Source organism: Micromonospora sp. NPDC005979 (assembly GCF_040614415.1).
Classification (GTDB): Bacteria; Actinomycetota; Actinomycetes; order Mycobacteriales; family Micromonosporaceae; genus Micromonospora.
In genome coordinates this window covers 1-12380 of record NZ_JBEXUR010000021.1, presented here as the reverse complement: position 1 = coordinate 12380, position 12380 = coordinate 1, and the positions used below count along the sequence as shown (strand labels likewise).

Sequence of the window (12380 nt, the reverse complement as noted above, 5' to 3'; positions counted from 1 at the left end):
GCGGTCAGCGCACCGCGACGGTGGCCGTACGCCGCACGTCGGCCCGGCCGAGGGCGAAGCGCTGGTAGACCTCCTCGTAGCCGTACGCCATCCGCTCGACCGAGAAGTTCTCGGCGACGTGCTCGACACAGTCGCGTGGGTCCAGCTCCCGGGCGGCCAGCAGCGCGGCGGGCAACTCCTCAGGCCTGCGGCAGACCAGCCCGGTACGTCCCGGACGCACCAGTTCCGGCACCGCGCCCCGGTCCAGGGCGACCACTGGCGTACCGGTCGCCATCGCCTCCAGCATCACCATGCCGAACGGCTCGTCCCACTGGATCGGCATGATCAGGCAGCGGGCGTCGACGAGCATCCGCAGGGTCTCGGCACGGTCGGCGTTGAGGACGACTGTCACGTCCTCGTCGAGAAGCGGCTCGACGACCTGCTCGTAGTAGCGCCGCTCGGCCGGCTCGTTGCACTTGCCGGCCAACAGCAGCGGTAGGCCCGCCTCCCGGCAGGCGCGGATGGCGACGTCCGGGCCCTTGTCCGGGCTGAACCGGGCCAGCCACAGCACCGGCCCGGGGCCCGGCTCGGTCTTCCGCGGAAAGCCCCGCAGGTCCAGCGCGTTGTGCACGGTGCCGGCCCAGGGCAGACCCGTGTTGAGTCGACGCTGAGCGTGCGAGATGGCCACCAGGGCGACGTTCTCGTCGGCGTCGCCGAGCACGTCGCCGTACTCCCCCACCGGGTTGCCGTGCACGGTCGCCACCGTCGGCACCGACCGGCGACCGGCCACCAGCGGGCCGATCGTGCTGTGGTCGTGGATCACGTCGAAGTCGGCCGGCGTGATCAGGCGGTTCACCCGGGCCAGATGCGCCAGCTCCGGCAGCGACTCGCCGAGCCGTTCGTACTGCACCTCCGCCACGGTGGAGACGAAGCCGCTGGCCGCGGTGCCATGGTGATCGCCGGCGCCGAACAGCGTCAGCGCGTGACCGTGCGCGGTCAACGCGTCCACCAGGCCCGCCACCACCTGTTCCAGGCCGCCGTAGCCGGGCGGCGGCACGGAGAGCCAGGGCGGTACCACCATCGCGATGCGCAACGACCGCTCCGGCGGGCGGTCGGCGGGCGGGTGGTTCACGGCCACGAGTCCTCCCCGTTGGTCCCCCGGTCGGCATGGTTCGCGGCGGGTTCCCCCCGCGACCACCGATAAACCGGACAAGACGGACGCTCACCCGCCGACCAGGAGTTGGTCGTGCACGACCCGCACACCCGGCGTGGACCACGCCACCCGCTCCACCTGGTCCCGTTCCCACCACGAGCGGACCACCCCGGCGAGGACCAGCGTGTCACCGTCCACCTCCACCGTCACCCGTTCGCCGCCGAGCGTCCGCGCCAGCGCGCGCTGGACGTCCTGCCGTGTCCGCTCGTCCGGCGGCGGCGTCGACGGTCGCACCTCGACGAGGTTCGTGACACCCCGTACGCCGTCCAGGCGGCGCAGCTCCCCCTCGGCGGCGCGGCGCTGCCAGCCGAACTCAACCTCGCCGCGCAGCATCAACCAGCCGTTGGCCACGCTGACGTCCAACCGCTCGGCGGGCACGAAACTGTCCCATTCGAGGGCGCGGGACGCCGCGAGGGCGATGTCACCGTCGGTACGCCCCGGCGTCCCCGGTAGCCGTACCTCGATCTCGTCGGCCACCGCGCGTACGCCCCGGACCCGCTGGGCGCACCGGGTGGCCGCCCAGCCGCGGGCAGCGCCGTCGACGTACCCGGTGAGGGTGACCACCCCCTGGTCGACGGTCACCCCGATCTCGTTCGGCAGCACCTGCGGATCCCAGGCCAGCTCGGCCAGGACGTCCCGCTGGATCCGCTGGTCGTCCTCGACATCCACCGTGCTCATCGGCCCACCCCCGTACGCTCGCCGGCTCGCCCGCCGAGCCTTCCGGGCACACGGGTGACGGCGGTTCACCCGAACCGGGTGAACCGCCGTGGAAAAAGCGGCGGGTGGCGGAGCCAACCCCCTTGGCTCCGCCACCCGCCGCCGGAGGGAGGCAGGTTCTGTGGTGTCGGTCAGGACGTCTCGGTGAGCGTCACCGTCGCGGTCTTCTCGGCCCCGTTGCGCTTGAAGTGCAGCTCGACCCGGTCGCCGACCTTGCCGGCCTGCACCGCGCCGACCAGGTCGTCGGAGTCGTTGATCGCCTTGTCGCCGAAGCGGGTGACCACGTCGCCCTGCTGGAGGCCGGCCTTCTCGGCGGGGCTGCCCGGGGTGACCGAGGCGACCAGCGCGCCGCCGCCCTCGGCCTGGTTGACACCGACCCCGAGCGACGGGTGGCTGACCTTCTCGCCGCGCTGGAGCTTGCCCGCCACGTCCTTGGCCTTGTTGCTCGGGATGGCGAAGCCGACGCCGATGTTGCCGGTGCTCTGCCCGGAGGTGGCGATTGCGGTGTTGACGCCGATCACCTCGCCCCGGGTGTTGACCAGTGCGCCACCGGAGTTGCCGGGGTTGATCGGCGCGTCGGTCTGCAGCAGCCCGGAGATCGAGCTGACCGCCTGGCCCTGCTGCCTCGGGTCCTGCTGCTGGCCCTCGCCGGCCCGGATGGTGCGGTCCCGGGCGCTGAGGATGCCGGCGGTCACCGAGCCCTGGAGGCCGAGCGGGCTACCCAGCGCGAGGACCTGGTCGCCGACCTGCATGGCGTCGCTGTCGCCGAACTTTGCCGGCTTGAGGTCGCTCACGCCGTTGGCCTTGACCACGGCCAGGTCGGTCTTCGGGTCGGTGCCGACGATCTTCGCCTGGACATTCCTGCCGTCGGCGAAGACGACCTGCACGGTGTCCCCGCTCGCGGAGGCGACCACATGGTTGTTGGTGAGCACGTAGCCGTCGGCGGTGAGCACCACGCCGGAGCCCTCACCGCTGTCGGTGGCGATGGAGACGACGCTGTCCTGTACGGCGGCGGCGATCTTCGGCAGGTCCGCGCTGTTGAGCACCGGCGCTGCCGTGTAGGTGCGGGTGACGCCGCCACGGTCGCCGTCGAGGGCGAGCGCGAGCGCCCCACCGGCCACGCCGGAGCCGAGCATCAGGGCGAACACCGCCACACCGGCGCCCGCGAACTTGGCGATCCGGCCCGGTCGGGGCCCGGAACCGGGCGGCGTGGCCTGCGGGCCCCAGGGCGGCACGGGCTGTCCGGGGTGCTGCGCGTGCTGTCCGAGGTGCTGCGGGTGCTGGGCGTGCTGACCGGGGTGCTGCGGGTGCTGGGCGTGCTGTCCGGGGTGCTGCGGGTAGGCCCCGCCCGGCTGGCCCCCGCCGGCCCAGCCGGACTGCTGGCCCGCGTACCAGGGGGCACCCGGGTAGCGACCGTCGGTCGGCTGCGGGTAGCCGTGCTGGCCGGGCGTCGGGTGGCCGGAGACCGGGTACGGCGGCGCGGACGCGCCGGCGGTCGGCGGCTCGTACCCGGTGGGCTGGCCGGCGGCCGGCTGGTACCCGGAGGTCGAGGGCTCGTACCCGGTGGGCTGCGCGGCGGTCGGCGGCTCGTACCCGGTGGGCTGGCCGACCGGCGCGGTCGGCGCGTCGTCGGCGGCCGGGGTGGCGGCGGCCGGGGTGGCAGTCCCGTCGGCCGAAACGACCGGAACGGGCGTGGTGGGAGAGTCGGACTGCGCGCGCTCGTCGCGCGGCAGCTCGGCGGTGGGGTGCGACGGCTCGGCGTCGGTGGGGGCCGGCCGGCGCTGCGGGTCGGACTCAAACTCGGTCATGTCCCTACCTTCTCCCCCGGCACTGCGACCAAGCTGGAACCGTCCTGGAAGTTGGCTGAAAGTCACTCGCCGCTCTCCTCGGTCGACGGCAGCAGCGGCAGCCGGACCCGGAAGGTCGCCCCACCACCCGGCGTCTCCGCCACCTCGACCGAACCGTGGTGGGCGGTCACCAGAGCCGCCACGATGGCCAGGCCGAGGCCCGTACCGGTGTTGCCGTCGGCGCGTCGGGTCCGCGCCGCGTCGGCACGGTAGAACCGCTCGAACACCCGCTCCGACTGCTCCGGGGAGAGCCCCGGGCCGGTGTCCGCCACCTCGATGACGGCGAGGTTGCCGGTCTCGGCGCGCAGTCGCAGGCGGATCTCGGCGTCCGGTGGGGTGTGGGTGAGGGCGTTGGTGACGAGGTTGCCAATGACCTGGCGCAGGCGCGCATCGTCGGCGAAGACGACGAGCGGACCCGATCCGGGCTCGATGTCCAGGTCGATCCGCCGGTCCGGGGCCATCGCGCGGGCCGCCTGCACCGCGTCGGAGGCGAGCACCGGCAGCTCCACCGGGGCCAGCGAGAGCGGGCGTTCCCGGTCCAGCCGGGCCAGCAGCAGCAGGTCCTCCACCAGCAGACCCATCCGGGCCGCCTCGTCCTCGATCCGGCGCAGCAGGCCGGCGGTCTGCTCCGGCGCACGGGCCGCGCCCTGCCGGTACAGCTCGGCGAAGCCGCGGATGGTGGTCAGCGGGGTCCGCAGCTCGTGCGAGGCGTCCGCCACGAACTGCCGCATCCGCTCCTCGGAGCGCCGGGCCCGCGCCTCGGACGTCTGGGCCGCGGCGGCCGCGTCCCGGGCGCTGCTCTCCGCCGAACGGGCGGCTGTCTCGGACGCCGCGCGAGCGGTGAACGCCGCCTCGATCTGGGTGAGCATCGCGTTCAAAGCGCGGGACAACCGTCCCAGCTCGGAGGTGGGATGCTCCTGGCCCTGTTCGGGGTCGGGCACCCGGCGGGTGAGGTCGCCACCGGCGATGGCGGCGGCGGTCTGTTCGATCTCGACGAGGGGCTTGAGGCTGGTCCGGACGATCGCCGCGCCGACCGACGCCAGCATGATCAGCACCGCGCCACCGACCAGGAGGTCTATCCAGACGAGCTGCTTGACCGCCCGGTCCACGTCGGTCAGCGGCTGACCCACGGCCAGCACGGAGCCGTCCGGCTGGGGGGCGTAGTACACCCGCCAGCGGGTGTAGCCGTTGTGGGCCAGGACGGTCTGCGGCTCGCCCTCCTCCGCCTCGAAACCCGCGCGGCTGGTGGGGAACGCGGGCAGTTGGTCGGGGTCGTAGCTGAGACGGTCGTATTTGGGCTGGTACACCTGCTGCTCGTCGGCCACGATGACGACGTAGTCGCTGGGCAGCATCGCGCCGACCTCACCGCTGCGCAGCTTCGGGAGCAACTGGCCGAGGCCCTGGGCGGTCGACCTGACCTGCCCGTCGACCTGGCCCTGCAGGTAGTTGCGCAGGAAGTAGGCGGTCAGCGAGCTGATCACCAGCAGCGCGACGGCGACGAGCGTGAGCACCGAGGTGACCAGCTTGAGCCGCAGCGGCACGCTGCGGACCCACACCTTCGCCTGCTGGACCGGGTTCACGCCGCCGGCTTGCGCAGCACGTACCCCACGCCCCGGAGGGTGTGGATCAACCGGGGCTGCCCGGTGTCCACCTTGCGGCGCAGGTAGGAGATGTAGGACTCGACGATGTTGTCGTCGCCCCGGAAGTCGTAGTTCCAGACGTGGTCGAGGATCTGTGCCTTGCTCAGCACCCGGTTGGCGTTGAGCATCAGGTAGCGCAACAGCTTGAACTCGGTCGGGGAGAGCTGGACCCGCTGCCCGGCGCGGTGCACCTCGTGGGTCTCCTCGTCCAGCTCCAGATCGGCGAAGGTGAGCCGGGACGGTGCCTGCTCGCCGGTGGTGGTGCGACGCAGCACGGCGCGGATCCGGGCGGTCAACTCCTCCAGACTGAACGGCTTGGTGACGTAGTCGTCGCCGCCCAGGGTGAGCCCGCGGATCTTGTCGTCGGTGGCGTCCCGCGCGGTCAAGAAGACCACCGGGGTACGCGTACCGCCCTCGCGCAGCATCCGGATGACCTCGAAGCCGTCCAGGTCCGGCAGCATCACGTCGAGCACGACGAGGTCGGGCCGGTGGTCCTTGGCGGCGTTCAGGGCCGCGCTGCCGCTGGTCGCGGTGGCCACGTCGAAGCCCGCGAAGCGCAGGCTCGCGGAGAGCAGTTCGAGGATGTTCGGGTCGTCCTCGACGACGAGAAGTCGCGCCTCGGTCTGGGTAGCGGGCATGGGCCCAATCATCGGTGAACTCACTGCACCGGCGCTGGACGCTTCCTGGAAAAATCCTGTGAGTCGCCGAACGGTCAGCGCAGCAGCCGGCGCAGCCCGTCCAGGGCCCCGTCGAGCAGCCGGATCGCCGTGCGCAGTTGAGTGTCGCTGAACTGCCGCCCGCGCGCCAGGCGGCTCACCTCGCCGGTGAACGAGGCCAGCCGCTCGTCGAACTCGTCGAGCAGGGCGGCGCGTGGCGCGTCGGGCGGTGGCGGTCGGTGCGACGACGCGGAGGGTGCCCACCGCGCCCGCCGGGTCTGCCGGGCGGCCTCGCTCAGCTCCCGCTTGAGGTCACGCGTCGAGCCGCGCACCTCGCTGCGGATCTCGCCGGCCAGGGTGGAGAGATCCGCCACCGAGGCCGCGATGTCCGCCTCCAACGCGGCCAGCTCACCGGCGCGTTGGCGCAGCTCGTCGAGGCCGGCGTCGGTGATGGAGTACGTCTTGCGACCGCCGGCGGCGGTGTGGCTGACCAGTCCTTCGGCCTCCAACCGTTGCAGCCGGGGATAGATGGTGCCGGCGCTGGGCGCGTAGAGCCCGAGGAACCGGTCCTCCAGGAGGCGGATCAGCTCGTAGCCGTGCTTGGGACCGTCGTCCAGGAGCTTGAGCAGGTAGAGCCGGAGCCGTCCGTGGCTGAACACGGCGGTCACGGCAGCTCCTCGGAATCGTCGTCGACCGCTCGGGCGAGCAGGGCGATGCTGCCCGAGGTCGCGGAGGCCCAGAGCTTACCGTCACCGCTGCCGAGCACCCCCTCGCTGTTCGGCAGCGGGAAGGTCGAGCTGCGGACCTGCGGGAAGCCGCTGGTGATCCGGCCGGCGGCGGTGTGCAGCCGGACGGAGAGGTCGCTGTCCTCGCGGACCCGGACGGTGATGCTGCCGGAGATCGTGGTGAGCCGGATGTCGCTGCCGCGGCGACCACCGAGATCGCAGGTGATCGCGCCGGAGACGGTCTGCGCCCGCACCCGCTCGGCGGCGCTGTCGGCGAGGATCACCTCCCCGGAGACGGTCTCCAGGGTGAGGTCGCCGCGCACCCCGAGCGCCTCCACCGGCCCCGAGGTGAGCTTCGCGAAGGTGGTGCCGCGCAGCCCCATGAGAGTGATCTGGCCGGCGGCGAGGTCGACGGTGGTCTGCCGGCGCAACCCGGAGACGACCACCGAGCCGGCGCCCAGGCCCAGGTCGGCGAGGACGTCGGCGGGTACGGCCACCGAGACGTCCACCCGGGGGAAGCGGTGGATCGCCCGAAGGCCGCGCAGGAAGTTCGGCCAGCCCCAGTCCCGCTCCTGGCGGATGCTGAGGCGACCGTCGGAGTGGTCGATCAGGACGGGTCGACGGCCAACCTCGGTGATGTCGATCCGGGCCGGCCCGTCGGCGGCGACCACGTTGAGCCGTCCGCTCACGAGGCGGACGTCCAGCCGGGTGACCGGACCGTCCAGGGTGAGCCGCTGCGGCGTCTCGACCGTCCATCCGGCCATGGCTGTGCTCCTCTCGAGGGCACGGAGGGTGCCTCCCGAGAAGACAGTAACGCGATACATCGCGATATGACAAGACTGTCGCGAGATCTGGGCAGCGGTCGCCAAGATCCGCGCAGTTTCCCGGATGTTGCTGCCTCCGGCGCGCGGGAAGCAGCAACATCCCTGTTGTTGCGCGGATCTTGACAGGCCTCTCGGACGCCGACGAACGCGGCCCGCGGGCAGGGCCGGGACAGCGGGACGGGAGGGCCGGGACAGCGGGCGGGTGCCGGGACAGCGGGCGGGGAGCCGGGACAGTGGGCGGGTGCCGGGACAGTGGGCGGGTGGCGGGTCAGGCGGCCAGGTCGAGCTCCCGAGCGGGGTTGGGCGTCGGCGTCGGGACCGCCGGGGGCAGGGTGCCGACCGGCCGCAGCCGGGTCCGCGCCGGCAGAGGGGCCACCAGGTGTACGGCCGACTCGGCGGCCCGGGCCAGCAACCGCCGGTCGGCGTCCTGCCCCGGGTGCAGCGCGGCGGCGATCGTCACCGACACCACCAGGTGCCGGGCCGCGACCACCCGGGCCACCGAGCGCAGCAGGGTGTCCGCGCCGAGGAACGCGGCGACCGTGGTGCCCGCCCCGGTGTCCGCGATCCGGTACCCGAGACGCAGCGGCACCACCGGAGCGCCCGCGTCGATCGCCGCCTGGAACATGGCCGGACGGAAGCCGCCCCCGGGGCGACACTCGGCCGCGCCGTTCCCGGCACACCAGGTCGTACCCTCGGGAAAGACCGCGACCGACCGGCCGGCACGCAGCGTGTCGGCGAGCCGGCGCACGGTGGCCGGCAGCGCGCGCGGGCGCGACCGGTCCACGAAGACGGTGCCCGCGGCGGCGGCCAGCAACCCCACCACCGGCCACGACCGGATCTCCCGCTTCGCCACCATCCGGGTGGGCGCGACCGCCAGCACGGCGAGGATGTCCAGCCACGACACGTGGTTGGCGACCAGCAGCGCGCGCCGCCGGGGCAGCCGCCCCTTGATCACCAGCCGGACGCCGAAGGCGCGCACGGTGCCACGGGCCCAGGCGCGCAGCAGGGCCTGCCGCTCCGACGCCGGCAGTACGGGCAGCAGCACCGCCACGCCCACCCCGGCCAGCAACATGCCGCCCGCCGCGACCAGCCGGAGCACCCGGCGGGCCACCGACACCGTGGGCACCTCGCCGGTCGCCGGCAGGCAGTCGTCGTCGCAGCCCGACGAGGGCCGCCACAGGTCGTGCGCCGCGACGCTCACCGCTCGTCCCCGCCCAGGAAGTGCCGCAGGTAGCGCGGGTTCATCCGGTCGAGGGAGAAGAGCACGTAGAAGTCGGCGCACCCGAAGTCGGGGTCGTACGACGGCTCACCGCAGATCCACGCGCCGAGTCGCAGGTAACCGCGCAGCAGCGGCGGGACCGCCACCCGAGCGGCCGGCTCGGCGGCGGGAGTCAGGGCGGCGGCCGGCTCGGCGAACCACGGACGCAGCGGCCGGACCCGCAGCGGCGGCGGCGACAGGTGCCGGGCCTGGGCCTGGGCCCAGACCCCGGCGACCGTACGACCGCCGTCGTCGACCGGCACCGAGGCGCAGCCGCCGAGCCAGCGGGAGCCGCGCAGGTGCAGGTAGCGGGTGAGACCGGCCCACATCAGGTTGATCACCGCGCCGGAGCGGTGGTCCGGGTGCACGCAGGACCGGCCCGTCTCGACGAGGTCGTCGCGCAGTGGGTCCAGCGCGGCGAGGTCGAACTCGCCCTCGGCGTACCGCCGGTCGGTACGCCCCGGCGGCAGCAGCCGGTACGTGCCGACCACCTGCCCGGTGCTGTCCTCCCGGACGATGAGGTGGTCGCAGTGGGCGTCGAAGGGGTCCACGTCCAACCCGGCCGCGCCGGGTGCGAGGGTGGCGCCCAACTCGGTGGCGAACACCTCGTGGCGCAGGCGTTGCGCGGCCGCGACCTGGGTGGGGTCGTCGGCGATCAGCAGGGTGTATCCGCTGGTCGTCAGTGGCGTGCCAGCGACATGCAGAACGGCCATGGGATCTGTGTAAGGGCCCCGGGTGCCATCGGCGGGCACCGCTGGTGTCGGACGGATGAACGCCGGCCGGCGGATGCCTGCGGGATGCCGTCGTGCGAGGCTGCGGGACGGACCGGCGACGATGCCGGTCCACGCTTCACGGAGGTCACCCATGCGCGTCGAGTCCCGCTACAACGGGCCCACCGGCTCTGGCAACGGCGGGTGGAGCGCCGGGCTCTTCGCCACCGCGGCGGGGCCCGGACCGGTCGAGGTGACGCTGCGTCGGCCACCGCCGCTGGAGACGGAGCTGACCCTCGTCGACGGCGAGGTGCGGGACCCGTCCGGCGACCTGGTGGCCGAGGTCCGCCCGACCGGTGTCGTGGACGCCGTCGTACCACCTGTCGACGCCGGGACGGCGGCGGAGGCGGCGACCCGCTACCCCGGGTTCGTCGCGCATCCGTACCCCGGGTGTTTCGTCTGTGGTCCGGGCCGGACCGACGGCTTGCGGATCTTCCCCGGACGACTGCCGGACGGCCGGACGGCCGCGCCGTTCCGCGCGCCCGCGCAGGTCGACGACGCCACCGTCTGGGCCGCGCTGGACTGCCCCGGCGGCTGGACGGTGCTCGCACCGGACCGCCCGTACCTGCTCGGCCGGATCGCCGCCGTGGTCACGGCCCGGCCGGCGCCCGGCGACGAGTGCGTGGTGACCGGCGCGCTGGTCGGTGTCGACGGCCGCAAGGCGCTGGTGCACACCAGCCTGTACGGACCGGACGGCGCGCTGCTCGGCGCGGCGCGGGCCACCTGGATCGCCCGCTGAGGTCCGTCGTCGTCCCGGACGTCCTTCCTGAGGAGGACCACGCCGTAGGTACTCGGGCTGATTGACCTTGTTGCTCGGTACCGTCACGCTGTGCCACGGCGTACCTCGACGCCACACGGGAGGAGAACGATGACTGACGGGCAGCGAAGCCCCACCAGCGACGGTCAGATCGTGGTGTCCGGTCTGACGAAGCAGTACAAGAACGTGCGGGCGGTGAACAACCTGTCCTTCACCGTGGCACCGGGGCGGGTGACCGGCTTCCTCGGCCCGAACGGCGCCGGTAAGACCACCACGCTGCGCATGCTGCTGAACCTGGTCACGCCGACCGGGGGCACGGCCACCATCAGCGGCCACCGCTACGCCGACCTGAACGATCCGCTGCGGCACGTCGGCGCGATCCTGGAGGCGTCCAGCGCGCACAAGGGCCGCACCGGCATCAACCACCTGCGGGTGATCTGCGCGGCGGCCGGTCTGCCCCGCACGCGGGCCGACGAGGTGCTGGAGTTGGTCGGGCTGACCCCGGCCGCGAAGCGCAAGTTCAAGGGCTACTCGCTGGGCATGAAGCAGCGGCTCGGTATCGCCGCCGCGATGCTCGGTGATCCCCGGGTGCTGATCCTCGACGAGCCGGCGAACGGCCTGGACCCGGAGGGCATCCGGTGGATGCGCGGGTTCCTCAAGAACCTCGCCCACGAGGGCCGTACGGTGCTGGTCTCCAGCCACCTGCTGTCCGAGATGCAGCTCCTCGCCGACGACGTGGTGATCATCGCGGCCGGCCAGCTCGTCCGGCAGGGACCGGTCGAGCAGGTGCTCGGGTCGATGGCGCAGGGCGCCCAGGTCCGGGTCCGCACCCCGCAGGCCGAGGCGCTGACCACCGCGCTGAAGGCGCAGTCGGCCACCGTCACGACCGACGAGCAGGGCGTGCTGCTGGTCTCCGGGGTGGACGCCCCGACGATCGGCCGGGCCGCCCTGGCCGCCGGCGTGGAACTGCACGAACTGTCCACCGAACGACCCGACCTGGAACGGGTCTTCCTGGAGCTGACGGCCGGAAAGGCGGGCATCCGATGAACCTGGTCCGATCCGAGCTGCTCAAGATCCGTACCACCAACACCTGGTGGATCTTCGCGCTGATCAGCCTGCCGCTGTGGGCGCTCACGCTGCTCATCAACTGGTTGCAGGCCGACGCCCTCACCAGCACCAACCCCGCCGAGGTGGGCGATCAGGCGGACCAGTTCGCCGCGGCGGCCACTCCGGACGCCCTCTCGTCGAACCTGTTCACCACCGGGCAGTTCTTCGGGCTGCTGATCATCATGCTGCTCGGCATCATCGTGGTGACCAGCGAGTTCTTCCACCAGACAGTCACCACCACGTTCCTCACGAGCCCGCACCGCACCGCGGTGATGCTCGCCAAATTGGTCGCGGCGGGCGTGCTGGCCCTGCTGTTCTGGCTGGTCACCACCGTGCTCAACCTGATCGCCGGGTCGGCGGTGCTGAGCGCGGTCGGGGTGGACTCGCAACTGGGCAACGACGCGGCCTGGCGGGCCATCGGGCTCAACCTGCTCGCGTACCTGCTGTGGGCGGTGTTCGGCGTCGGCATCGGCGTACTGATCCGCAGCCAGATCGGCGCGACCGTGACCGGCATCCTGCTCTACCTGGGCGGCTCGATCGGCGCCATCTTCGTCATCGCCATCCTGGCCGACCGCTGGGGTGACTGGATCAACAACCTGCAACTGCTGGTGCCGTCGCTCGCCTCGGCGCTGATGGTCACCGGGGCGGAGATCCCCGGCAACCCGCCGCGGTGGGCCGGCGCGGCCGTGCTGATCGGCTACGCGGTGGTCACCGGCGTGGCCGGCTCCCTGCTGATCCGTCGGCGCGACATCTCCTGACCGAGAGGTTTTCCGAAGGAAGGGCCCCCTACTAGGCGGTTTCAAGGGGTCGTTGCAACACGTTGGCTAGTCATTGACGGCTAGGAGCTTAGCGAGGCGCTCGGCTGGGGTGTCCCAGCCGAGCGTTTT

The 12380-nt window shown here is 72.8% G+C and carries 12 protein-coding genes; 3 read left to right on the top strand and 9 right to left on the bottom strand.

From position 1 onward, the window contains the following. Positions 1–4 precede the first annotated feature (4 nt). The 9 genes from ABZ272_RS27380 to ABZ272_RS27340 form a co-directional block, all read right to left on the bottom strand. Positions 5–1060, bottom strand: coding sequence for a glycosyltransferase family 4 protein (locus ABZ272_RS27380; RefSeq protein ID WP_355052876.1), 1056 nt, complete (start codon positions 1058–1060; stop codon positions 5–7). A 141-nt stretch (positions 1061–1201) separates the two neighbouring features. Then, positions 1202–1870 (bottom strand): BON domain-containing protein, encoded by a 669-nt coding sequence (locus tag ABZ272_RS27375; protein WP_355052801.1) that lies wholly within the window; start codon positions 1868–1870, stop codon positions 1202–1204. A gap of 170 nt (positions 1871–2040) precedes the next feature. Beyond that, on the bottom strand, positions 2041–3717 hold the full coding sequence (locus tag ABZ272_RS27370; protein WP_355052800.1) for a trypsin-like peptidase domain-containing protein: 1677 nt from the start codon (positions 3715–3717) through the stop codon (positions 2041–2043). Between the two features lie 62 nt (positions 3718–3779). Beyond that, positions 3780–5336, bottom strand: coding sequence for an ATP-binding protein (locus ABZ272_RS27365; protein WP_355052799.1), 1557 nt, complete (start codon positions 5334–5336; stop codon positions 3780–3782). After that, positions 5333–6034, bottom strand: coding sequence for a response regulator transcription factor (locus ABZ272_RS27360; RefSeq protein WP_355052798.1), 702 nt, complete (start codon positions 6032–6034; stop codon positions 5333–5335). Before ABZ272_RS27360 ends, ABZ272_RS27365 begins: the two co-directional genes overlap by 4 nt. A gap of 74 nt (positions 6035–6108) precedes the next feature. Continuing rightward, positions 6109–6720 (bottom strand): PadR family transcriptional regulator, encoded by a 612-nt coding sequence (locus tag ABZ272_RS27355; RefSeq protein ID WP_355052797.1) that lies wholly within the window; start codon positions 6718–6720, stop codon positions 6109–6111. Next, positions 6717–7541 carry a DUF4097 family beta strand repeat-containing protein gene (locus ABZ272_RS27350; protein ID WP_355052796.1) on the bottom strand — a complete coding sequence of 275 codons (825 nt, stop codon included), beginning with the start codon at positions 7539–7541 and terminating at the stop codon, positions 6717–6719. The genes ABZ272_RS27355 and ABZ272_RS27350 overlap by 4 nt, the downstream gene beginning before the upstream one ends. 328 nt (positions 7542–7869) lie before the next feature. Continuing rightward, positions 7870–8802, bottom strand: a complete 933-nt coding sequence (locus tag ABZ272_RS27345; RefSeq protein WP_355052795.1) for a lysophospholipid acyltransferase family protein — start codon at positions 8800–8802, stop codon at positions 7870–7872. Next, entirely contained in the window at positions 8799–9572 is a 774-nt protein-coding gene (locus ABZ272_RS27340; protein ID WP_355052794.1) for a GNAT family N-acyltransferase, read from the bottom strand. Before ABZ272_RS27340 ends, ABZ272_RS27345 begins: the two co-directional genes overlap by 4 nt. A gap of 151 nt (positions 9573–9723) precedes the next feature. On the opposite strand from ABZ272_RS27340, the gene ABZ272_RS27335 reads away from it, so the two are divergent. The 3 genes from ABZ272_RS27335 (at position 9724) to ABZ272_RS27325 (ending at position 12251) form a co-directional block, all read left to right on the top strand. After that, positions 9724–10368: a hypothetical protein gene (locus ABZ272_RS27335; RefSeq protein WP_355052793.1), complete on the top strand. Its 645-nt coding sequence runs from the start codon at positions 9724–9726 to the stop codon at positions 10366–10368. A 129-nt stretch (positions 10369–10497) separates the two neighbouring features. Beyond that, complete coding sequence (locus ABZ272_RS27330; protein WP_355052792.1) at positions 10498–11433, top strand: ABC transporter ATP-binding protein; 936 nt, start codon at positions 10498–10500, stop codon at positions 11431–11433. Next, positions 11430–12251: an ABC transporter permease gene (locus ABZ272_RS27325; RefSeq protein ID WP_355052791.1), complete on the top strand. Its 822-nt coding sequence runs from the start codon at positions 11430–11432 to the stop codon at positions 12249–12251. The genes ABZ272_RS27330 and ABZ272_RS27325 overlap by 4 nt, the downstream gene beginning before the upstream one ends. The last annotated feature ends 129 nt before the right edge of the window (positions 12252–12380 follow it).